This window comes from Streptomyces sp. NPDC046831 (assembly GCF_040645305.1).
Lineage (GTDB): Bacteria > Actinomycetota > Actinomycetes > Streptomycetales > Streptomycetaceae > Streptomyces.
Genome location: NZ_JBEYXZ010000001.1, coordinates 280,979 through 302,668, shown reverse-complemented (window position 1 = coordinate 302,668; position 21,690 = coordinate 280,979). Strand labels below are relative to the sequence as shown.

18 protein-coding genes are annotated in these 21,690 nt (G+C 73.3%); 4 read left to right on the top strand and 14 right to left on the bottom strand.

Features of this window, described 5'->3' with window-relative positions:
- Positions 1-72 precede the first annotated feature (72 nt).
- The 4 genes from ABZ920_RS01210 to ABZ920_RS01195 are packed head-to-tail and all read left to right on the top strand — an operon-like array spanning position 73 to position 6,194.
- Positions 73-1,452 (top strand): nitrate/nitrite transporter, encoded by a 1,380-nt coding sequence (locus ABZ920_RS01210; RefSeq protein WP_361497217.1) that lies wholly within the window; start codon positions 73-75, stop codon positions 1,450-1,452.
- Positions 1,442-3,574 carry a molybdopterin oxidoreductase family protein gene (locus ABZ920_RS01205; RefSeq protein ID WP_361497214.1) on the top strand — a complete coding sequence of 711 codons (2,133 nt, stop codon included), beginning with the start codon at positions 1,442-1,444 and terminating at the stop codon, positions 3,572-3,574. Before ABZ920_RS01210 ends, ABZ920_RS01205 begins: the two co-directional genes overlap by 11 nt.
- Positions 3,571-4,974 (top strand): FAD-dependent oxidoreductase, encoded by a 1,404-nt coding sequence (locus ABZ920_RS01200; protein ID WP_361497211.1) that lies wholly within the window; start codon positions 3,571-3,573, stop codon positions 4,972-4,974. Before ABZ920_RS01205 ends, ABZ920_RS01200 begins: the two co-directional genes overlap by 4 nt.
- On the top strand, positions 4,971-6,194 hold the full coding sequence (locus ABZ920_RS01195) for an FAD-dependent oxidoreductase (protein WP_361497208.1): 1,224 nt from the start codon (positions 4,971-4,973) through the stop codon (positions 6,192-6,194). Before ABZ920_RS01200 ends, ABZ920_RS01195 begins: the two co-directional genes overlap by 4 nt.
- A gap of 662 nt (positions 6,195-6,856) precedes the next feature.
- Here the strand turns inward: ABZ920_RS01195 and ABZ920_RS01190 are convergent.
- The 14 genes from ABZ920_RS01190 to ABZ920_RS01125 form a co-directional block, all read right to left on the bottom strand.
- On the bottom strand, positions 6,857-7,441 hold the full coding sequence (locus ABZ920_RS01190) for an NAD(P)H-dependent oxidoreductase (RefSeq protein WP_361497205.1): 585 nt from the start codon (positions 7,439-7,441) through the stop codon (positions 6,857-6,859).
- A 151-nt stretch (positions 7,442-7,592) separates the two neighbouring features.
- Positions 7,593-7,757: a hypothetical protein gene (locus ABZ920_RS01185; protein WP_361497625.1), complete on the bottom strand. Its 165-nt coding sequence runs from the start codon at positions 7,755-7,757 to the stop codon at positions 7,593-7,595.
- A gap of 45 nt (positions 7,758-7,802) precedes the next feature.
- Complete coding sequence (locus ABZ920_RS01180; protein ID WP_361497202.1) at positions 7,803-9,431, bottom strand: AMP-binding protein; 1,629 nt, start codon at positions 9,429-9,431, stop codon at positions 7,803-7,805.
- A gap of 178 nt (positions 9,432-9,609) precedes the next feature.
- Positions 9,610-10,257, bottom strand: coding sequence for an NAD(P)H-dependent oxidoreductase (locus ABZ920_RS01175; RefSeq protein WP_361497199.1), 648 nt, complete (start codon positions 10,255-10,257; stop codon positions 9,610-9,612).
- Between the two features lie 195 nt (positions 10,258-10,452).
- Positions 10,453-10,836, bottom strand: a complete 384-nt coding sequence (locus tag ABZ920_RS01170) for a DUF4440 domain-containing protein (RefSeq protein ID WP_361497196.1) — start codon at positions 10,834-10,836, stop codon at positions 10,453-10,455.
- An 18-nt stretch (positions 10,837-10,854) separates the two neighbouring features.
- Entirely contained in the window at positions 10,855-11,469 is a 615-nt protein-coding gene (locus ABZ920_RS01165; RefSeq protein ID WP_361497193.1) for an NAD(P)H-dependent oxidoreductase, read from the bottom strand.
- Positions 11,470-11,891: 422 nt separating this feature from the next.
- Positions 11,892-13,079, bottom strand: coding sequence for an MFS transporter (locus ABZ920_RS01160; RefSeq protein WP_361497190.1), 1,188 nt, complete (start codon positions 13,077-13,079; stop codon positions 11,892-11,894).
- A gap of 186 nt (positions 13,080-13,265) precedes the next feature.
- On the bottom strand, positions 13,266-14,750 hold the full coding sequence (locus tag ABZ920_RS01155; RefSeq protein WP_361497187.1) for an MFS transporter: 1,485 nt from the start codon (positions 14,748-14,750) through the stop codon (positions 13,266-13,268).
- A 104-nt stretch (positions 14,751-14,854) separates the two neighbouring features.
- Positions 14,855-15,340 (bottom strand): Rrf2 family transcriptional regulator, encoded by a 486-nt coding sequence (locus tag ABZ920_RS01150; RefSeq protein WP_361497184.1) that lies wholly within the window; start codon positions 15,338-15,340, stop codon positions 14,855-14,857.
- A complete protein-coding gene (locus ABZ920_RS01145; protein WP_361497181.1) occupies positions 15,337-16,995 on the bottom strand; it encodes an FAD-dependent oxidoreductase in 1,659 nt (552 codons plus the stop codon). Before ABZ920_RS01145 ends, ABZ920_RS01150 begins: the two co-directional genes overlap by 4 nt.
- Positions 16,996-17,000: 5 nt before the next feature.
- Positions 17,001-17,804 (bottom strand): arylamine N-acetyltransferase, encoded by an 804-nt coding sequence (locus ABZ920_RS01140; RefSeq protein ID WP_361497179.1) that lies wholly within the window; start codon positions 17,802-17,804, stop codon positions 17,001-17,003.
- Between the two features lie 10 nt (positions 17,805-17,814).
- On the bottom strand, positions 17,815-18,870 hold the full coding sequence (locus ABZ920_RS01135) for a ketoacyl-ACP synthase III (protein ID WP_361497176.1): 1,056 nt from the start codon (positions 18,868-18,870) through the stop codon (positions 17,815-17,817).
- Between the two features lie 165 nt (positions 18,871-19,035).
- Positions 19,036-20,958 (bottom strand): anthranilate synthase family protein, encoded by a 1,923-nt coding sequence (locus tag ABZ920_RS01130; RefSeq protein WP_361497173.1) that lies wholly within the window; start codon positions 20,956-20,958, stop codon positions 19,036-19,038.
- Positions 20,955-21,578 (bottom strand): isochorismatase family protein, encoded by a 624-nt coding sequence (locus tag ABZ920_RS01125; RefSeq protein WP_361497170.1) that lies wholly within the window; start codon positions 21,576-21,578, stop codon positions 20,955-20,957. The genes ABZ920_RS01130 and ABZ920_RS01125 overlap by 4 nt, the downstream gene beginning before the upstream one ends.
- Positions 21,579-21,690 lie beyond the last annotated feature (112 nt).

The window sequence follows — 21,690 nt, the reverse complement described above, 5'->3', positions numbered from 1 at the left end:
CCCCCACCCCCGCCACCGCGGCCCGCTCCCGCCGGGCCGCGGTGGTCCGCCCCGGAGAAAGCCGAGGAGAAGATGGCCAGCGCACGCGCCGCCCGAAGGCGGTGGATCGAGAACTGGGACCCCGAGGACGAGGAGTTGTGGGAGCGGGGCGGTAAGCGCATCGCCCGGCGCAATCTGGTGCTGTCGGTGCTCTCCGAGCACGTCGGCTTCTCGGTGTGGAGCATGTGGTCGGTCCTGGTGCTGTTCATGTCGCCGAGGATCGGACTGGACTTCGCGCCCGACGAGAAGTTCCTGATGGTGGTGGTGCCCACCCTGGTGGGCGCGCTGCTGAGGCTGCCCTACGGCTATGCGGTGACCAGGTTCGGGGGCCGTAACTGGACCGTGTTCGCCTCGCTGGTGCTGCTGGTTCCGGCGGCGGCGACGACGTACTTCGTGCAGCGGCCGGGCACCCCGCTGTGGGTGTTCCTGCTGATCGGCGCGACGGCCGGGGCGGGCGGCGGCAACTTCGCCTCCTCGATGACGAACATCACCGCCTTCTATCCGCAGCGCCACCAGGGCTGGGCGCTCGGCCTGAACGCGGGCGGCGGCAACCTGGGCGTCGCCGCGGTCCAGCTGCTCGGCCTGCTGGTCATCTCCGTCGCCGGGGACACGCACCCCGCGTACGTCGCCGCGTTCTATCTGCCGCTGATCGCGCTGGTGTCGGTGCTGGCCGCGCTGCGCATGGACAACGTGGCCGTGCTGCGCGCCGAGCGGGGCGCGCAGCGTGAGGCCGCCGCGACTGCCCACACGTGGTGGATCTCGCTGCTGTACATCGGCACGTTCGGCTCCTTCATCGGCTTCGGCTTCGCCTTCGGGCTGGTGCTGCAGAGCCAGTTCGGGTCCACGCCGTTCCAGGCCGCCTCGTTCACCTTCCTCGGGCCGCTGCTCGGCTCGGTGGCCCGCCCGCTCGGCGGCCGGATCGCCGACCGGTTCGGCGGGGCTCGGGTGACGCTGTGGGCGTTCGCCGGGATGGCGGGCGGGATCGCCGTCCTGCTGTGGGCCACCGAGAGCGGTTCGTTCCCGCTGTTCGTGGCCGGGTTCACCGCGCTGTTCGTGGTGAGCGGCGTCGGCAACGGCTCCACGTACAAGATGATCCCGGCGGTCTTCGCCCGGCAGGCGGAGGTCGCCGTCACCTCCGGTCACGACGCCGCGGCCGCCTTCGCCCGCTCCCGCCGCCTGTCCGGGGCCGTCATCGGTATCGCCGGGGCGGTGGGCGCGCTCGGCGGGGCCGCCATCAACCTCGCCTTCCGCTCGGCGTACGGCCGGCTGGGCAGCGGCGAGCCGGCGTTCTACGCCTTCCTCGCCTTCTACGGACTGTGTGCCGTGGTGCTGTGGGCGGTGTACCTGCGCGGGGGGCGCAGGACCGATCCGCTGTCCGCCACCGAACGGGTGCGTGCCTCCCATGTCCGCTGAGCAGAGGACCTGGCGGCAGAGCACCACCCACTGCCCGTACTGTGCGTTGCAGTGCTCCACCGTGCTGTCGGGTGAGCGGGGCGGTGTGGCGGTGCGGCCCTCGGCCGACTTCCCCGTCAACCGGGGCGGGCTGTGCCAGAAGGGGTGGACGGCACCGGCCGTGCTCGGTGCCCCCGACCGGCTGCTGACTCCCCTGGTGCGCGGGGCCGACGGCGAGCTCGCGCCGGCCGGGTGGGACGAGGCGCTGGACCTGGTGGCCGGGCAGCTGCGGGAGATCCGCGCGCGGCACGGCGCCGACGCGGTCGCGGTGTTCGGCGGCGGCGGGCTGACCAACGAGAAGGCGTACACGCTCGGCAAGTTCGCGCGCGTGGCCCTGGGGACCAGCCAGATCGACTACAACGGCCGGTTCTGCATGTCGTCGGCGGCCGCGGCGACCACCGCGGCCTTCGGGCTCGACCGCGGGCTGCCGTTCCCGGTCACCGACCTGGACGAGGCCGAGGTGATCCTGCTGGCCGGGGCCAACCCGGCGGAGACGATGCCGCCGCTCATGCGCCATCTGGAGGGGGCGGACCTCGTGGTGGTCGACCCGCGCCGCACCCGCACCGCCGAGCGGGCCGCGCTGCATCTGCAGCCGGCCCCCGGAACCGACCTCGCCCTATCCCTCGGTCTGCTGCATCTGGCGGTCACCGAGGGGCTGGTCGACACGGAGTACGTGGACGCGCGCACCGTCGGCTTCGACGCGGCCTGGGAGAGCTGCCTGGCCTGGTGGCCGGAGCGGGTGGAGGAGGTCACCGGGGTACCGGCCGACGACCTGCGCACGGCGGTGCGGATGCTCGGCGGCACCCGCCGGGCCTACGTCCTGACGGGCCGGGGCGCCGAGCAGCACAGCAAGGGCTCCGACACGGTCGCCGCGTTCGTCAATCTGGCGCTCGCCCTGGGCCTGCCGGGCCGGGCGGGCAGCGGCTTCGGCACGCTGACCGGGCAGGGCAACGGGCAAGGCGGCCGCGAGATGGGCCAGAAGGCCGACCAGCTGCCCGGCTACCGCTCGCTCACCGACCCGGCGGACCGCGCCCATGTGGCCGCCGTGTGGGGGGTGGACGCGGACACGCTGCCGGGGCCGGGCCGCAGCGCGTACGAGCTGCTGGACGCCCTCGGCGGGGCCGGGGGGCCCAGAGCGCTGCTGGTGTTCGGGTCGAACCCGGTCGTCTCGGCGCCCCGGGCCGCCCATGTCACCGAACGGCTCGAGGGCCTCGACCTGCTGGTGGTGGCCGACTTCGTGCCGTCCGAGACGGCCGCGCTCGCCGACGTGGTGCTGCCGGTGGCCCAGTGGGCCGAGGAGGAGGGCACCCTGACCAGCCTGGAGGGAAGGGTGCTGCGCCGCCGTGCCCATCTGAGCCCGCCGCCCGGTGTGCGCACCGACCTGGAGGTGCTGCACGCGCTCGCGGTCCGACTCGGGCAGAGCGCCGACCGTTTCCCCGTCCGGCCCGACGAGGTCTTCGACGAGCTGCGCCGGGCCTCGGCCGGGGGCCGCGCGGACTACTCGGGCATCAGCTACGCGCGTCTGGACGCCGGCGAGGCGCTGCACTGGCCCTGCCCGGCCGACGGCGACGGCGACGGCGGCAACGGCGATGGCAGCAGCGGTGGCAGTGGCCATCCGGGGACGCCTCGGCCGTTCCTGGACCGGTTCGCGCACCCGGACGGGCGCGCGAGGTTCGCGGCGCTGGAGCACCGGCCGCCCGCCCGGGAGCCCGACGAGGACTTCCCGCTGTACGGGACGACCGGCCGGGTGCCGGCGCAGTACCAGTCGGGCGCGCAGACCCGCCGGGTGCCCGAGCTGGTCGCGGCCGCGCCGGAGGCGGTCGTCGAGATGCACCCGGACACCGCACGCCGCTTCGGCCTGGCCGACGGCCAGCTGGCCGAGATCGGCTCGGCGCACGGCACCGCCCGGGCGCGGGTGCGGCTGACCCGTACGGTGCGCGCGGACACCGTGTTCGTGCCGTTCCACTTTCCGGGCGCCGCCCGCGCCAACCTGTTCACCGGCGACGCCCTCGACCCGCGCAGCCGTATGCCCGAGTTCAAGGTGAGCGCGGTGCGCGTCCGGCCGGCGGGTGAGCGGGGGTGAGCGGCGTCGTCGTCGCGGGCGGCGGCCCGGCCGCGCACCGGCTGGCCGCGCTGCTGGTGCGGTACGGCTACGCGGGTGAGGTGACCGTCGTCGGCGCCGAGCCGCGGCCCGCCTACAACCGGGCCCTGCTCGGCTCGGTCCTGGACGGCACGCTCGGCGCCGACCGGCTGTCGCTGCCCGCGCTGCCCGCGGCGGTACGGCAGCTGACCGGTGTGCGGGTGACCGCCGTCGACCGGCTGCGCCGCACGGTGCGCACGAGTGACGGCCGTGAACTGCCCTACGGCGTCCTGGTGCTGGCCACCGGCGCCCGGCCGCGGGTGCCGCGGGTGCCGGGGCTCACGACCGCACCCGGACGGCTCGCCGAGGGGGTGCGCGCGGTGCGCACCGCGGCCGACTGCCGTCCGCTGTCCGAGGGGCCCGTCGTGATTCTCGGCGGCGGGGTCCGCGGTGTGGAGTCGGCCCGGGCGCTGCGCCGGGCCGGGCACGAAGTGAGGCTGGTGCATTCCGCGGACCGGCTGATGGGGCGTCATCTGGACGCGGCGGGCTCGGCCGTGGTGGCCGAGTGGCTCGCCGACCGGGGCGTCACGCTGTACCTCGGCCGCCGGGCCGGTGAGTACGTGCCGGGCAAGGTGGTCCTCGACGACGGCCAGGTGCTGGCGGCGGGCACCGTGCTGCTGTGCACGGGCACGGTGCCGGAGGCCGGACTGGCCCGCGCGAGCGGCCTCGACGTGCGCGAGGGGGTGGTCGTCGACGAGCGGCTGCGCACCGGCGATCCGCACATCCACGCGATCGGCGACTGCGCCGAGCACGCCGGCGCGGTCGGCACCACGGTGCTTCAGGCGTGGGAGCAGGCGGAGGCGCTCGCCCGGATCCTCACCGGGCGGGGGCGGCCGTACGAACCCGGGCGGCGCGTGCTGCGGCCGCGCACCCCGGGCAAGGACATGGTGCTCCTCCCGCCCGCCGGGCCCGGGGCGGACACCGGCGAGACGGTCTCGCTGCTGGACAGGGCGCGGGGCCGCCATGCCCGGCTCGTGCTGCGCGGCGGGCGCATCCACGGAGGGGCCGTCATCGGCTCGCCCTCGGGCGTCGCGGCCGTGAGCCGGCTGTACCTGCGTGCCGAGCCGGTGCCCGCCGACCTGCTGGCGCTGCTGACCGGCGCCGACGGCGAGTACGCGGGGGACGGGTCGCTGCCGGACGAGGCCGTGGTGTGCCATTGCAACAACGTCACCAGGAAGGCTGTGACGGACGCCTGGCACCGCGGCGCGCACGACAGCGCGGCGCTGGCCCGGGCGACCCGGGCGACGACGGGGTGCGGCAGTTGCACCTCGGTCGTACGGGAGCTGTGCACGGCGCTCGCCGGCGCCGGCGACGACACCACCGCGGAAGGAGCGGCGCCGTGACGAGGCGTACCTTGGTCGTGGCCGGCCACGGCATGGCGGGTCACCGGCTGGTCGAGGAGATGCTCGCCGGCGATGCTGAGGGGCGGTGGCGCGTCGTCGTGCTCGGCGAGGAGCCGCGGGCCGCCTACGACCGGGTGGCGCTGTCCTCCCTGCTCGACGGCGCCACACCCGGCGACCTCGCCCTCGCCGGGCCCGATGTCCTCGGCGACCGCCGCCTCGTGCTGCGCCTGGGCACCACGGTGACCGGTGTCGACCGCCGGGCGAGGACGGTGACCTGCGGCGACGGCACCGAGTTCGGGTACGGCGCGCTGGTGCTGGCCACCGGGTCGCGGCCGTTCGTGCCGCCCGTGCCCGGACACGATCTGCCGGGGTGCTTCGTGTACCGGACGGTGGAGGACGTCGCGGCGATCCGCGCGGCCGCCGTGCCGGGCCGGGACGCGGTGGTGGTCGGGGGCGGGCTGCTCGGCCTGGAGGCGGCGAACGGTCTGCGGCTGCTGGGCATGCGGCCCCATGTGGTGGAGATGGCGCCGTGGCTGATGGCCCAGCAGATCGACGAGGGCGGCGGGCGGGTGCTGGCCGGGGCGATCGAGCGGCTGGGGGTGGGTGTGCACTGCTCCGCCGCGCTGCACGCGGTCGGCGCGGGCGCGGACGGCCGCGCGGAGCGGGTCGAACTGGCCGACGGCACGGTGCTGGACGCCGCGCTCGTCGTCTTCGCCGCCGGGGTGCGGCCGCGCGACGAACTCGCCGCCGGGCTGGGGCTCGAACGTGGTGAGCGCGGCGGCTTCCTGGTGGACGAGTGGTGCCGGACCGCGGACGACCGCATCTGGGCGATCGGCGAGTGCGCGGCCGTCGCGGGCCGCTGCCACGGGCTGGCGGCACCCGGCTTCCGGATGGCGGAGACCGTGGCGCGGCAGCTGCTCGGCGTGCCGGGCGACGCGTTCGCCGGGGCGGACGCCTCCGCCAAGCTCAAGCTTCTCGGCGTGGAGGTGGCCGGCTTCGGCGACGCGCACGCGCGCTCGCAGGGGGCGATCGAGTACGTACGGGACGACCGGCGCGCCGGCACCTACGCGAAGGTGGTCCTGGCCCCGGACGGCCGCACGGTCCTCGGAGGCGTCCTGGCCGGCGACACCGGCGCGTACCCACTGCTACGCGCCCTGACCGGCCGCCGACTGACCGCTTCCCCCGACGAGCTGCTGTCCACACCCACAGCCACTGCCTGACCACCACGCCCCGGCCCCGACTCACCGGGCTGGTCCCTGCCACGCCCGACGCCGCTCGGACGCTGCGCCCCGGGTTCATCATGCTCGTCGCCGACCCGGCGCCCAACGTCTCCTGGGCGCCGCAGCCCCGTGATGCGACCCGCCCTCACCGCCACTGGTCACCGGCCGGGGCGCCCCGTGCCTTCCGGGCAGCGCGCCCCGGCCATGCGACGCGGGGTCACAAGCTGGTCGTCGACCCGGCGGGCCCAGCTCCTCCTGGGCGCCGCAGGCCCGTGGCGCAACCCGGGGTCACCGAAAGCCGTTGCCACTCCGGGCGGCGGTGGCCCGTGGCTCCGTGGTGGTGCGCCGGGGGTGAGGAGTTGCGGGGTCCGGCGGCCTGTCCCTTGGCTGCCGGACCCCGCTGCTTCGGTGGGCCGGCGCCCACCCCCTCGTTCGGTGCGCCGGCACACACGCCCCAGACCCTGCCGAGAACGGAAGGAGACCGGATGCTCGGCAGGGTCTTTCTCGCGGGGCCGCGTCAGGGGGGTGGGCGCGGACCCGCGGTCCTGGGTGGTGGTGCGGTGCCGTCCTGGCCGGCGCCGGGGGTGGGGCGCCGGGGACGGCCGCTGGGAGGTCATGACCCGGCCGCGGCCCGGGGGTGGTGGGTGCGGCCCGGTGGGGCGTCAGTTGTCGTAGGGGCGGCGGGCCTTGGCCTCCTTGGTGGCCAGCGCCCACCAGCTCAGCTTGTCCCAGAGGACCTTGGCGGCCGCCTCCGCGTCCGCCGGCTCGGTCAGGGTGCCCTCGGCGTCGAACTGCGCCCAGGGGCCGTGGAAGCTGACGGCGTCGCGGACGGGAACGGCGTGCAGCTCGGTGAAGATGTGCTTCAGTTGCTGGACGGCGCGCAGACCGCCGGCGAGGCCGCCGTAGCCGACGAAGCCGACCGGCTTGGCGTGCCACTCGTTCTGGGTCCAGTCCACGGCGGCCTTCAGCGCGGCCGGGAAGCTGTGGTTGTACTCGGGCGTCACCACGACGAAGCCGTCCGCCGCGGACAGCCGTGCCGAGAACGCGCCGAGCAGTTCGGCGAGCTCGGGCGTCGGCTCGTCGGTCATGGCGGTGGGCAGCGGGAAGTCCGCCAGGTCCACCAGATCGACCTCGATGTCCTCGCGCTGGTCGGCGGTGCCGACGAACCAGTTCGCGATCGTGGGGCCGAAGCGGCCCTTGCGTACGCTCGACAGGATCACGGCCACGCGGATGCGGTCACTCGACATGTCAGCCCTTTCACGGCGGTCATTCCTCCACCAACAGAAGAACAAACCCGCATGCAGGTTTCCAAGCCGTATCGAAGAATGCGATGGGAACGCACCGCTGCCGGGCCCGCGCTCGTGCGGCGGGCCCGGCAGTCGGTGGACCGTCAGGGGATCAGTCGACGCCCTGCAGGATGTGGGGTTCGGCGAGGTCGTCCTCGTAGCCGGCCAGGCGGATCGGGGCGGACCTCGCCCAGACCTCCAGGAAGCCCGGGTCCGGGGGTGCCGGACCGCGCCCGGTGTCCTGCGCCCACCCCACGGGCGTCTGATGCGCTGTCACCCGTAACTCTCCCTTCGCTCGGTCGGCCTGCCCCGCCGAAGCGGTTCAGCGGGCGGCGGCCCCGGTCCGTTCCGGGGTGGTCCTCTGCGGCTCGTCGGCCGCCTGTGCCGGCGCGAGCGTCTCGGCCAGTTGCCGGGCCAGCTCCAGCCGCCGGATCTTCGCGGTGGCCGTGCGCGGCAGGTCGGACAGCCGGCGCTGGACGGGCGGGCACAGAGCGGGCTGGTCGGCGACGGCGGCCTGCCAGCGCTCCAGGTCGAGCGGCTTGTCGCCGCGGGTGCACACCACCGGCACCGGCCGCTTGTCCGGCCCGGGCACGATGACCAGCTCGGTCAGCTCCTCCAGCTCGTGCAGCACCGCGTCCTCGATCTCCAGGGTGGAGTCGATGCCCGGGATCACGTCGACCTCCCGGTCGAGCAGGTGCAGGCAGCCCCACTTGGTGCGGTAGCCGACGTCGCCGCCGCGCCACCACTCGCCGATGACCTGCTTGTCGAAGCGCTCCTGCTCGCCGTAGTACGTCAGCGCGCGGCCCGCCGTGGAGACGTCGATGTAGCCGGGGTTCTCCTTCGACGGCTCGGCGCCGCCCCGGGAGACCAGCCGGTACTTGGTCATGCCGGGCGTGGGATAGCCCTGGCAGCGGCCGTCGGCCTTCAGGGCGTTGCGGCGCCGGTAGGTGCGGGCGGCCAGCGGACCGCACTCGCTCTGCCCGTACACCTGGAGGAACACCGGGCTGCGGCGGTCCGTGGCGTGCAGGAACTTGTGCATCGTGCTCGGGTGGATGGCGTCGAAGGTGCTGTTGAAGTACTTGACGTTGGAGATCGGCCGGCGCGGGTCCTCGAGCATCTCCTCCCACTCCAGGAACGAGTTGGGGTGGGTCTCCAGGACACCGGGGCGGTGGCGGACCAGCATGTCGGCGACGTGCTTCGGGCTGCCGTCGCTCATGAAGACCATCGGCATGCCGCGCATCTGCAGCACGGCCAGGCCCAGGTACATCCGCGAGTGCACGTACGACACGTGCATGGCGACCGTCTCCCGCTTGCGGATGAAGGAGACGACCTTGTCCTGCCAGTTGCCGCGGGCGCCCAGCGAACGCGCCGAGTGCACCACCAGCTTGGGGATGCCGGTGGTCCCGGAGGTGTGCGTCATCAGGGCCGGCTGGTCGGGGTCGAGCAGTACCGGACGGCGCTGCGGCGCGCCCGCGAGGTCCGCCAGGCAGACGGCGTCCGGGTGGGAGCCGGTCGCGGTGACGGTCCGCACGGTCAGCTCGCGCAGTGGCAGGCCGGCCAGCGAACCGGTCAGCTTCGCCTCGTCGGTGAGCAGGGTGGGACGCTCGAGCCGCTGGAGCAGCTTGCCGATCGACTCCCCGTCCAGGTGCGGGGAGAGCATCACCGGCACCGCGCCGATCCGGGCCACGCCGCAGGCCAGCACCGTGATGTCGAAGCTCGACGTCTTGTGCACGGCCACATGCTCGCTGGGCCGCACGCCCGCGGCCCACAGCCGGTCGGCGGTGTCGGCCACGAGGCCGGCGAACTCGGCGACGGTCAGGTTCCGGCCCACCTCGGGGAAGGCCTCCATGTCATGGTCGAGCGTGATCGGGGTGTCGCCGTACTTCTCGGCCGCACGTTCGGAGACGACCCCGAGGTAGAGGAACTTCTTGCTCTTCGGCACCTTGAACATCAGGACTCTTCCTCTGAGAACCGACACACGAAATGGGAACTCCCCTTAAAAAAATCCCATATGAAGCCGTCACCGGTAAGAAAGAGCCGGTTAATGCGTCATCTCTTCGACAAAAGAAAGACCCGGGCCACGCGAATGCGCGGCCCGGGTTGTCGTGCGGACATCAGAGGCGTCGGCGTCAGTCCTTCTTCAGTCCCTGCTTGAGTGCCTCGGCCACTCGCAGGGTGCGCACGGTCTGGTAGCCGACGGCGGCGAGGTTGTCGTCGGTGACGTTCTGCGCGAGGTGGCCGGGGATGGCCTGCAGGCCCGAGGTGGCACTGACGCCGTACGGGTTGCCGTTGCTCGGCGTGAGCAGGATGTCGTCGGTGACGCCGGGCGGCACGATGACGGCCCCCCAGTGGTAGAAGACGTTGCTCAGGGACAGGATCGTGGACTCCTGGCCGCCGTGCGGGGTGCCCGTCGAGGTGAAGGCGGACATCGCCTTGTTCATCAGGCCGCGCCGGGCGTGCAGTTCGAAGGTCTGGTCGATGAAGTGCTTGAGCGGGCCGGCCGGCAGACCGTAGCGGCCCGGGGTGCCCCAGATGACGGCGTCGGCCCAGTCCAGGTCGTCGATGGCGGCCACCGGCACGTCACGGGCGGTGGCCGCGTGCTCGTTGTTGGCCTCGGTCCATTCCTTGTAGTTGGGTGCGAGCGGTTCGTCGGTGATCTCCGCGACCCTGCGCAGCCGTACCTCGGCCCCTGCCTTCTCCGCCGCCTCGGCGGCGGCGACAGCCAGCTTGTGGATGTTTCCGGTGGCCGAGTAGTAAACGATGGCGACATTGGTCATGGCCGTACTGCTCCCTCATCTGGGTTGGGTGCTCGCGCCGTTTCCGGCTGCTGGGTGCGTACTCCATGGTGTCGCGGGCCGCGCCGGACGGCCACTTGGATTCATTAGTCCGTCAAGTGCCTCCCTCTTCCGGGCGGGCAACCTGTTTTCCGGCCGTTCGGCACGTGGGTCCGGGGTCGGCGAGGCGGCGGCGGTTCACTCCCCGCCCGTCTCGACGCCCGGCGGGTTGTCGATGATGTAGCGCCACAGCCCGTCGGAACCGCGGCGGGCCACGTCGGTGGCCGTGCCCTCGATGTGCACGTGCTCGCCGTCGGGCTTGGTGCCGTCGATGACGAAGTCGCCGATCAGCAGGGCCGTGTCGTCGTAGACGTAGGTGTGCCGGAGGCTGATCTCGATCGGGACGCCCAGGGCCAGGAAGCTGCTGGTCGCCTGGCGGCGGCCGTCGCCGGTGACCACCACGCCGGGCTTCAGCACCCGCACCGCCTCCGGTTCGAAGAGCCGGTCGATGGCGCCGAGATCCTTGGCGTTGAAGGCCTCGACGAAGGTCGAGGGCAACAGGGCCGGGTCGCTGACTGCCATGATGTCTCCTCCCCGCGATCAGGCGGCGGCCGGGGCGGGCACGGCGGCCTTCAGGGCCGCGGCGACCTGGACGGTGCGGCGGGTCTGGTAGGCGATGGCGCCGACGTTCTCGTCGTGGATGAAGCCGATGCGGTTGCCGGCCACGGTGCTCGCGCCGTACGGGTTGCCGTTGTTCTTCTCGTAGAGCACCGGGTCGGCGGAGCCGGTGGCGACGATGACCGAACCCCAGTGGCAGATCGCGTTGTGCAGCGCGAGGATCGTCGTCACCTGGCCGCCGTGCTCGGCGGAACCGGAGGCGAAGGCGGAGACGGCCTTGTTGAGCAGCTTGCCGTGGATCGACAGCGACGAGGTCGTGTTGATGAACTGCATCAACTGCGGAGCGGCCAGCCCGAAGTGGACGGGCGAGCCGAGCAGGACGGCGTCGGCCCACTCCAGGTCGTCCAGCGTCGCCTCGGGTATGTCCGCCACTGCGGCGGCGTGCTCCTCGGAGCCGGGCCGTCCGGTGGCGGCGAGCTCGGGCACCCGGCGCAGCCGCACCTCGGCGCCCTCCGCGGCCGCGGCGTCCGCGGCGGCCTGGGCGAGCCGGTGGGTCGAGCCGGTGGACGAGTAGTAGATGACGGCGACGTTGGTCATGGTCGGGCGCTCCCTGGGCGTACGGGGGTCATGAGTACGTGGGCGGTGGAGTGTGCGGCGCTGTCCGCATCGTGGTCCGCCGGGCGGGGGCGCGGCAACGAAGGGCCCGCGAGTGCGTCAGGTCGTGGGCCGGTGGACAAACCCCCGGTCGTCCGCCCGGAGGGCGGGCCCGGCAGCCGCATGGGCGGGCGTGCGATCGCAAGGCGCCCGGAGCCGCCCTCGATGGGGGTTCCCCGCGCGCGCCGGACGCCGCCGGACCGCGTTCTGCGGCTGGCGAAGCCGCCTCGCGTCTACGGTCCCAAGGGCGGCCGGCCGCCCAGGCACGGCAAGGAGTTCAGCCCGGCCAGGCCCGAGTCGTGGCCGGAGCCGTCCGTGGTCACGGTGGATGACACACCCCGTTGCGCCGGACGTGACCAGCAGTGTCAAGGAACAAGTGCACGGCGGCGGCGCAGGACTCCGCCGGTGGCGACCGTCAGAGCCAGGGCCAGGAACAGTGCCAGCGGGGTGAGCCGGTCGAAGGACGCGGCGAGTTGGGCGCCCGCCCCGGCTCCCACGTTGAGCGTGAAGCCGTACAGGGCGATCGCCGTGGTCTGGGCCGCCGCCCCGGCCCGGGCGCCGACCGACTGGATGAGCGCGGGGCCGAGCGTGGAGAATCCCGCCATGAACACGAACAGGGCGGCCCCGAGGGCGACGGCGTCGTCCGCGCCGAGGGCGGCGGCCAGCATCGCGCCGGCGGTCACCACGAGCGCGCCGACGGCGCGGCGGGAGGCGGGCAGGCGGCTCAGCGCGGGGGCGAGCAGGACGGCGCCCAGCAGTGCCGGCAGGGCGCTGGCGCGCAGCGCGAGCAGCGGCGCGCCGCCGCCCGCCACGTCGGCGGGCCCGTACAGCTGGACTCCGGTGTAGACGGCGGTGAGGCTGCCCGCGCCGACCAGGATGACCAGGTACAGCGGGACCATCCGGGCGCCCAGCGCGGCCCTCAGGCCCGAGGGTCCGCCCGCGCTCAGCCGCCCTTCGGGCAGCAGGACCCGCCAGGAGAGGGCCGCCCCCACGAGCAGCAGCGGCACGGTCCCCCAGAACACCCACACCCAGCCGAGCCACGCCGTCACCAGCTGCGCCTCGACCTGGCCGAGCACCACCGTGGCCCCCATGCAGGCGGAGACGATGGTCAGGGCCGTGGAGACGCGGTGCGGGGCGATGCGGGCCTGCAGATAGGCGTACGACATGGGGATGAACGAGCCGGCGAACAGGCCCTGCAGGGCGCGCAGGCCGACTCCGGCGGTCAGGGAGGCCGCCAGCGGCAGCAGGACGGTGACGACGGCCATGGCGAGGACGTTGGCCACCATGACGGTGCGCCGCCCGAAGCGGGTGGACAGCGGGCCGCTCAGCAGCGAGCCCACCGCGTGGGCGAAGGCGAACGCGGTGGTCGAGGCAGCCGCCGACCCGGCCGGCACGTGCCAGGCGTCGGCGAGTTCGGGCATGAGCGGGATGGTGACGTACATCTGGCCGACCACGAGCACGCCCATGACGGACACGGTCGCGACGGTCGCGGCGAACGGTGCGGTCCGCGGCGCCGCCGAGGGCGGGGCCTCGGCAACCGATGATTTTGACATACACCGACCTTCGTCAGGGTCCTTGTGCTGCGGCAACCGGCGGCCCGGCCATCCGTCAAGTCCCGTTCAGTGACGGGCACTTGCCTGGAAAGGGACATGACATGCCGAACCCCCGCACCCGCGGGGGAATGAGCGGTGCGAGGGCCCGGCGTCCGGAGCGCCCGGGCGGGCGCGCCGGAGAGCGGATCAGACCTGGGCGGTCTGCGGCTCGTCGGAGGCGGTGGCCGCGGCCCCGCCCTGGGCGACGGCCCGCTGCTTGTTCGGCTTCTGCAGGCCGAGGGCGACCAGCGCGGTCAGCGCGATACCGGCCGCGGCGATGAGCACGGCGGTGCGCAGGCCGTCGGCGGTGGCGGCGCGCAGCGCCTCGCCCTGCAGGCCGTCGAGGCCGGAGTTGGCGATGGCGACCAGGAGGGCGAGACCGACCGCACCGCCGACCTGCTGTGTGGTGGAGGCCCAGCCGGAGGCGATGCCCTGCTCCATCGGGTCCACGCCGAGCGTGGCGGCGCCGAACATCAGGGTGTAGCCGGCGCCCTGGCCGAGGCCCATGACGACCATGCCGGGGATCAGCGCGACGTAGGAGCCGTCGGTGGCCAGGGTCAGGCCCACGATGACGGTGCCGACGAGGCCCACCAGCAGGCTGGCGATCATGACGGCGCGCAGACCGTGTTTCGTGGCCAGGCGGCCCGCCGTCTGGGCGCCGATGGAGATGGCGACCATCGGGACGAGGAAGGCCAGGCCCGTCTCCAGCGCGCTGTAGCCGTGCACGCCCTGGAAGTAGACGGTCAGGAAGTACAGCAGGGTGCCGAAGGTCGCCATGTAGAAGAAGGTGACCGCGGCGCCGGTGCTCAGGTTGCGGTTGCGGAACAGGCGCAGCGGCATCAGCGGGTCACTGCTGCGCTTCTCGATGACGAGGAAGGCGGCCAGCAGCGCCACGCCGAGGGCGAAGGCGCCGATGATCAGGCCCGAGCCCCAGCCCGACTCCGGGCCCTGGACCAGGCCGAAGACGACGGAGGTGGTGCCGACGGTGGAGGTCAGCGCACCGGCCAGGTCGAAGGAACGGCGGCTGCCGCTCAGGGCGTCGGGGGCGATCAGCGGGAAGGCGAACAGGATCGCGAGGACGGCGAGCGGGACGTTGACGAAGAAGACGGACTCCCAGCCGAACGCCTCGGTGAGGACGCCGCCGAGCAGCGAACCGAGGATCATTCCGGAACCGCCGGCGGTGCCCCACACGGCGAAGGCGCGGTTGCGCTCCTTGCCCTCGGCGAACTTGGTGGAGACCAGGGTCAGCGTGGCCGGGAAGAGGAAGGCGCCGCCGATGCCCTGCACGGCGCGGGCCGCGATCAGTACCCCGGGGTCGGTGGCCAGGCCGCCGAGCAGCGAGGACACCCCGTACAGGGACAGGCCGAGGACAAAGATGCGGCGTGGCCCCCACAGGTCGCAGGCCCGGCCGCCGAGCAGCAGGAACCCGCCGAACGCGACGGCGTAGGCGCTGATCACCCACTGCAGGGTCTGGGCGGAGAACCCGAGTCCGTCGCCGATCTCGGGGAGTGCGACGTAGACGATGTTGTAGTCGATGGAGATGATCAGCTGGGCGAACGCCAGCAGCGCCAGGAGGAGTCCAGGGCGCCGGCGCGGTGCCTCTGTGGCGGCGCCTGTGGCCGAAGACGGCATGACTGTGCCTTTCACTACGGGGTCGGAAATTCGAGAGGCGCGCGGGGCGCCTCCGCCGGGGGAACGGATGCGACGCGTACAGGGGGTGCGCTCTTGGCTTCGGCTCAGGTCCGGTCGAACCAGTGGCGTACGTGGCCTGGTGCGGCGGGGTTCGCCCGCCGGACCACGTCCGCCAGATCGGCGATCGTCTGGTCCGCCAGCCTGCGCCGCCAGGCCAGTTCCGCACGGGAGAAGGCCTGTGCCACGGTGCAGGGGGTGCGGTGATCGGCCGGGCCGGCGATGCGTCCGGCCGGGCCCTGGTGGCGAATGCCCGTGCACAGGAAGGCCCGTGCCGAACCGTCTATGGCGGCCGCCACGTCCATCAGGGTGATCTCCTCCGGTTCACGGCCGAGACGGAAGCCGCCGCGAGGGCCGGAGCGGGACGAGACGATGCCGGCTCGTCCCAGCGCGTTCATCTGCTTGTTGAGGTAAGCCGTGGGCAGGTCGTGGAACTCGGCCAGCCTGGCTGCCGGCACCGCCCTGTCCGGGGAGATCCAGGACAGGTTGATGCAGCAGTGCACCGCCCATTCCACGCCCTCTCGCAGCTTCATGTCCTGGACATTACGCATCCTCGATGTCCGCCAGAAGGGCCCGCTTCCTTTAATGTCAAGTCGCCTCGGGTGTGCCCGTTCCAGCAGTTCAGAGCCTGTTTCAGTTCGGCTTCCAGACGGCCGAGATCGGCCTCGTGGCCGTGTGCCGCGACGTGCCCGTCCGGCCGCACCAGCCAGTACCCGGCGCTGCGGCAGCCGGTGGCGAAGGCGCTCTCGCGGCGCCGCAGCACCACCGTGCGCACCGCCTCGCCGTGACGGGCCGCGACGTGCCCGGCCTCGGTGCGCCAGGCGTCCGACCGCGGCGCCAGGACCAGGGTCCAGGCGTGCGGGTCGGCGTCCGGCCCGCTGATGCCGTACGCGAGGGCATGCCGCCGCGGGAAGACGGCGCCGTCCTTCAGGCCGCCCGGTATCCGGCCCCGGACCCGGCAGCCGGCGAACCCCGAGGGGCGCTGGGTGTCGCGCACCGGCGGGTAGGCCAGGCGCCGCCCGGCCATCACCGGGGTGTAGAACCGCGACACGACGCCGGTGCGGTCGAGCAGCTTGAAGGCGGCGTCCCGGGCGAACACCTTGGCCCTGCTGTTCGCCACCCAGGCACGGGTCTGCAGGTCGGTGTCGCGCACGATCTGGCGGGTGGCCTCCGAGCGCTCGGTGCCGTAAGTGGCGAGCAGCGAGGCCGGCGACTCCCCCCGGATGACGGCGGCCAGCTTCCAGCCCAGGTTCTGGGCGTCCTGCAGGCCGTTGTTCATGCCCTGGCCGCCGGCCGGGCTGTGCACGTGCGCGGCGTCGCCGGCGAGGAAGACGCGCCCGACGCTGAAGTCGGAGGCGTGCCGGGCGTGCACGCGGAAGACCGCCTGCCACACCGCCTCGGTCAGCCGTACCCCGCGCGGCCCGCGCTCGTCGAGGATCTCCTGCATCATCTCCAGGGAGACCTCGCGCCGGCCCTGCGGCATGACGGACAGGAAGCGGTGGACGCCGCCGGGCATCGGCACGACGACCAGGGCGCCGCTGGGTGCCTGGTAGAACAGGCACTCGTCCGGCGGGAGTTCGCCCTCGAGCCGTGCGTCGACCAGTGCGAAGGCCATCTCGTAGGTGCTGCCCTGGAAACCGATGCCGAGCTGGCCGCGCACCGCGCTGCCGGCGCCGTCGGCGCCGACCACGAAGGGCGCCCGGATGCGGTCGACGCTCCCGTCGGGCAGCTCCACGACGGCGGTGACGCCGTCGCTCGCGCCGAGGTCGCCGGAGAAGTCCACGCCCTCCAGGGCCAGCAGCCGCACCCCGCGCTCCACCTTGCCGCCGAGCTCGGCGAGCCGTTCGGCGAGCAGACGCTCGGTCACGTGCTGCGGCAGTACCCGGCAGGCGGTGTCCTTGGTCAGGGCGAAGGAGGCGAGCGGCTTGCGTTCGGAGAAGTAGCTGAGCCGGCTGACGGCCACGGACTCGCGCATGATGCCGTCGGCGAGCCCCGCGTCCTGGAGGATGTCGAGGGCGCGGGGCCACACGGACAGCGCCTTGGGGGTGGTCGACGGCGCCTGGGCGCGGTCGATGACACGTACCCGTATGCCACGGCGCATCAGTTCGACGGCGGTCAGCAGGCCGGTGGGCCCGGCACCGACCACGAGCACGTCCATGTCGGGCGCGCCGGTGAGGTCCTCCCTCATCGCGCTCATTCCGTCCGCACGCCGGCGGTGACGCCCCCGGTGGGCTCGTCGGGCAGCCGGTCCAGGCTGATGCCGAAGTACTCCTTGTACGCCTCGAGGGCCTCCGCCTCGCTTCCCAGCGCGCGCTTGGAGCGCTCCTCGCCGGCGACCATGCTGACCTGCTGGTTGGCCTTGAGGGTGACCAGGCCGTCGGGGGTGCGGATGGAGCAGAACAGGCCCTGCAGGAACGACGAGTCGGGCGAGGTGCGGTACCACCACAGCGTGGGGGCGAAGTCGGCGATGGTCACCGGCCGGTCGGCGACCCGGTACAGGGGCTTGCCGCCGAGGTAGACGTCGACGACGCCGTCGCCCACGTCGTGCAGCTGGTAGTCGCCGTGCGGGTCGTGCTGCACCTCGCGCGAGGCCAGGTTCAGCGGGAAGCGGCTGTTGCGGCCGAAGCCGACGTCGACCAGCCAGTCCTCGCCGTCGGCCTTGACGCGCAGCGCCAGGTGGCCGAGGAAGGGGCCGAGGACCCCGCCGGGGCGGTGCACCCAGCCCGGCAGGATGTCGACCTCGTAGCCGAGTGAGGTCAGCAGGAACGAGAGGGCGGGGTTGACCTCGTAGCAGCCGCCGCCGCGGTTGTGGCGGACGATCTTCTCCAGGGCGCGTTCGTCCATGAAGATGTCCTCGTCGAGGTGGTAGCCGAGGTTCTCGAAGGGGACCGACAGAAGGTGACGCTCCATCAGGTGGCGGAGTCCTTCGAGGTCCGCGCGCTCGGGCCGGGTCGCTCCGATCCGGCGCAGGTAGTCGTCCATGATGCCGTTCGACATCGCCGTCTCCTTAGGCGTAGGTGGTGCTGGGTGAGGGTTGGGTGCGCTGCCAGCGCAGCAGCGACAGGCCCATCGCCATGCCGCCGCCGAAGCCGGCCAGAAGCAGGAGGTCCCCGTCGGCGAGCTGCCCCGAGCGGGCCGCCCGGTCCAGGGTGACGGGGACCGAGGCGGCTCCGGTGTTGCCGAAGTCCTCGTAGGTGACGCGGGTGCGGCCGGCCGGGAGGCCGAGCGTGTCCGAAAGGTCCTGGAGCATCCGCCCGTTGGCCTGGTGCGGCACGAAGTGGTCGACGGCGCCCGCGGTGAAGCCCGCCTCCTCGACGAAGGCGGTGATGGCCGGGGCGACCGTGGTGTTGACGAAGTCGCGCACCCCGCGCCCGTTCATGGTGAAGTAGTGCCGGCCCTCGGCGAGGGTCTCGGCGCTGGCGGGCAGGCGGCTGCCGCCGGCCGGCACCTCGATCAGGTCGCGTTCGGCGCCGAATCCGGCCAGCCGTCCGGCGAGCAGACCGCGCCCGGGCCGGGCCGGGCCGAGCACCACCGCTCCGGCGCCGTCGCCGAAGAGGATGGCGGTGCGCCGGTCGGCGGGGTCGAGGATGCGGGAGTAGACGTCCGCGCCGATGACCAGCGCGTACGGCGAGTCGGAGCCCGCGAGGACGTGCTGGGCGGCGTTCAGCGCGAACACGAAGCCGCTGCAGACGGCGTTGACGTCGAAGGCGGCGGTGCCGTGGCCCGCGCCGAGGCCGTCGGCGACGATGCTGGCGGTGGGCGGCTGCGGCTGGTCGGGCGTCGACGTCGCGACGACGATCAGCGAGAGGTCCGCGGCACCGATGCCGGCGGCCTCCATCGCGGCCCGGCCCGCGGCGATCGCCAGGTCCGAGGTGGCCTCGTCCGGTTTGGCCCGGCGCCTGCTGCGTATCCCGGTCTTGAGCCGGATCCACTCGTCGGTGACGCCGGCGGCGGCCGCCACCTCGTCGTTGCCGACCACGTGGGAGGGCAGGCAGGATCCCGTCCCCAGGATCGCGATACCTGCACTCCTCCGGCCGGACCGGGCCGTACCCGTGGTGATCATTGTGTGACCCTTCCATGAGAGTTCGGGCCTCCCCGTGCAGGCAGATGCTCCCGAGGCCGCTCGGCCCCGGGCAAAGGCCGGAGGCCGAACCCGTCAGGTCGCCGGGGAGTACGTCAGATGGCGGCCGGCCCGGCCGGAGGGGTGCCGGGCCGGCCGCCCGGGGTGTCACGCGGCCGGTGCCAGCGGAGTGCCGGTCAGCAGGCCGCGCACCAGGTCGCCGGTGATGGCGACCCCGTTCTGGGTGAGCACGGACTCGGGGTGGAACTGCATCGACGCGAAGTGCGTGCCGCGCAGCGCGTGGACCTCCTGGCTGTCGGGATCGCGGGCGATCTCGACGACGCCGGCTCCGTGCGCCTCCGTCTTGTCCTCGGCGCTCACGGCCGCGAACGTGTTGTAGAAGCCGACGCGTTCGCGGCGCCCGAACAGGTCGATGTCCCGCTGGGCGCCCTGGTTGGGCACGGCCCGGCGCGCCAGGTCGAGGCCGAGACGGCGGCTGAGCACCTGGTGGCTGAGGCAGATCGCCAGGAACGGCCGCTGCTCCTCGAGCAGCCGCGCGATCGTGGCGTCCAGGTGGGCGATCTTGGGGTGGGACAGGTCGCGCGGGTCGCCGGGGCCGGGACCCATCACCACCAGGTCGTGGCCGGCGAGGCGATAGGGCTCGTCGAACCGTTTGACCGTCACCTCCAGGCCGAGGGAGTGCAGTTGGTGCCCGATCATCGAGGTGAAGGTGTCCTCGGCGTCCACCACCAGGGCCGAGCGGCCCGGCGGCGGCAGCGTCCGTCCGAGGGGCCGCGCACCGTCGGCAAGCCAGAACCCGGCGATGGTCTCGTTGCGTCTCTCCAGCGCCCGGCGCACCTCGGGGTGGGCCGCGAACCGGGCCGAGCCCTCCCCCTCCAGGGCGGCGAGCAGCCCGGCGGCCTTGGCGCGGGTCTCGGCCACCTCGGACAGCGGGTCGGAGTGGCGCACCAGGGTGGCCCCGACGCCGATGCGCACGGTTCCGGCCCCGTCGATGTCGGCGGTGCGGATGCAGATCGCGGAGTCCAGGGCCGAGCGGCCCTCGGCGTCACGGCCCATCAGGGCGACGACGCCGCTGTAGTAGCCGCGGCCCTCCTGCTCGTAGCGGCCGATGACCCGGCAGGCGCTCTCCAGCGGCGAGCCGGTGACCGTCGGCGCGAACAGCGTCTCGCGCAGCACCTCGCGCGGGTCGCTGGCGGTCTGTCCCTCGATGAAGTACTCGGTGTGCGCGAGCCGGGCCATCTCCTTGAGGAAGGGGCCCGTCACCCGGCCGCCACCGGGGCAGATCCGGGCCATCATCTTCAGTTCCTCGTCGACGACCATGTACAGCTCGTCGGCCTCCTTGCGGTCGGCGAGGAAGTCCATCACCTCCGGCAGGGTGGGGCCGGAGGCCGGGTAGCGGTAGGTGCCGGAGATCGGGTTCATCACCGCGGTGCCGCCGTGCACACTGATGTGCCGCTCGGGTGTGGCGCCGACCAGGGTGCGCTCGCCGGTGTGCACGACGAACGTCCAGTACGCGCCCTTCTCACGCTCCAGGAGCCGTTTGAAGAAGGTCAGGGCGCTGCGCGGGGTGTAGTCGGAGATGTCGACGGTGAAGGTCCGCTTGATGACGAAGTTCGCGCCCTCGCCGGTGCCGATCTCGTCGGCGATGATCCGGCGGACGGTGTCGGCGTAGGCGTCGTCGTCGACGTCGAAGCGGGCTCCGGTGGTGCGGATGGGTTCGTCGGGCAGCCTTTGCAGTACGGCGGCCAGCGGTGCGGTCTCCTGCCGGGTGACACTCAGCGCCACCAGGGGGGTGCCGTCGTCGTGGCGGGAAAAGCCCCGCTCGGCGATCTGCCGGTAGGGGACGAGGGCGAGCACCTCGTGCCGGGGGGCGCCGGTCGCCCCGGACGGCTCGGGCAGCGGGAGGCCGGCCAGGGTCGCGGGGTGCGACACCTCGCCCACGATGACGTCGAGCACACCGGGGCCGGTGGCCTCGGGGCGGTGCAGCAGGGCGAACGGCGGCGGCGTGGGGCCGAGTATCTCGTCGAGCAGACCGCCCTTGTGGGGGCGTCCGGCGCGGGTGCCGGTCATGCGAAGACCTCCTTGGCGGTGGTGACGACCGCGCAGCGCGCGGCCGCGTACTCGACGGCCATCCGGTGGTGGCTCTCGTCGAAGTCGGCGACGGCGTCGGCGACCAGGAACGTCTCGATGTCGTGGCTGAACGCCTCCACGGCGGTGATCAGCACGCCGACGTGGGCGTAGACCCCGCAGACGATGAGCTGGTCGCGCTGGTGGAAACGCATCCGGGTGAGCAGGTCGGTGTGGTGGAAGGCGCTGTAGCGCCACTTGGTGATCAACCAGTCCCCCTCGCGGGGGGCGAGCGCGTCGACCACGGCGCGGTCCGCGGGCGCCGGACGCATACCCGGGCCCCAGAAGTCCTTGAGCAGACCCCGCTGGTGGGCACTCATGCCGCCGGGCTGGGCCGTGTAGGCGACGGGGATCGCGAGATCGGCGCAGCGCTCACGCAAGTGGGTCGCGTTCTGCACGAGTTGACCGCGCAGCGGCTCGGGGAACGGCTTGAGGAAGTAGCGCTGCATGTCGTGGACGAGCAGCACCGCGCGGTCGGGGTCGGGGGTCCAGGGGGCGGTGTTCGCCGGCAGCTCGGACGGGGTCGGCAAGGGATACGACTCAAGGGGCGGGAGACCGGCCATGACGGACTCGAAGTCCTTTCTCGACGGTGCGGGAAGCGCGCCCCGAAGGGGCGCGGGGCTGTGTCCGTGTGCGGCTCGGCGCGTGGGCGCGGCCGGCCGCGACGGCGCCTCG

Coding starts and splice junctions, on each gene's coding strand:
- ABZ920_RS01190 (WP_361497205.1), bottom strand. CDS start 7,441: ATGTCGAGTGACCGCATCCGCGTGGCCGTGATCCTGTCGAGCGTACGC.
- ABZ920_RS01140 (WP_361497179.1), bottom strand. CDS start 17,804: ATGTCGAACGGCATCATGGACGACTACCTGCGCCGGATCGGAGCGACC.
- ABZ920_RS01130 (WP_361497173.1), bottom strand. CDS start 20,958: ATGACCGGCACCCGCGCCGGACGCCCCCACAAGGGCGGTCTGCTCGAC.
- ABZ920_RS01150 (WP_361497184.1), bottom strand. CDS start 15,340: ATGAAGCTGCGAGAGGGCGTGGAATGGGCGGTGCACTGCTGCATCAAC.
- ABZ920_RS01210 (WP_361497217.1), top strand. CDS start 73: ATGGCCAGCGCACGCGCCGCCCGAAGGCGGTGGATCGAGAACTGGGAC.
- ABZ920_RS01125 (WP_361497170.1), bottom strand. CDS start 21,578: ATGGCCGGTCTCCCGCCCCTTGAGTCGTATCCCTTGCCGACCCCGTCC.
- ABZ920_RS01145 (WP_361497181.1), bottom strand. CDS start 16,995: ATGAGGGAGGACCTCACCGGCGCGCCCGACATGGACGTGCTCGTGGTC.
- ABZ920_RS01135 (WP_361497176.1), bottom strand. CDS start 18,870: ATGATCACCACGGGTACGGCCCGGTCCGGCCGGAGGAGTGCAGGTATC.
- ABZ920_RS01160 (WP_361497190.1), bottom strand. CDS start 13,079: ATGTCAAAATCATCGGTTGCCGAGGCCCCGCCCTCGGCGGCGCCGCGG.
- ABZ920_RS01205 (WP_361497214.1), top strand. CDS start 1,442: ATGTCCGCTGAGCAGAGGACCTGGCGGCAGAGCACCACCCACTGCCCG.
- ABZ920_RS01155 (WP_361497187.1), bottom strand. CDS start 14,750: ATGCCGTCTTCGGCCACAGGCGCCGCCACAGAGGCACCGCGCCGGCGC.
- ABZ920_RS01170 (WP_361497196.1), bottom strand. CDS start 10,836: ATGGCAGTCAGCGACCCGGCCCTGTTGCCCTCGACCTTCGTCGAGGCC.
- ABZ920_RS01165 (WP_361497193.1), bottom strand. CDS start 11,469: ATGACCAACGTCGCCGTCATCTACTACTCGTCCACCGGCTCGACCCAC.
- ABZ920_RS01175 (WP_361497199.1), bottom strand. CDS start 10,257: ATGACCAATGTCGCCATCGTTTACTACTCGGCCACCGGAAACATCCAC.
- ABZ920_RS01180 (WP_361497202.1), bottom strand. CDS start 9,431: ATGTTCAAGGTGCCGAAGAGCAAGAAGTTCCTCTACCTCGGGGTCGTC.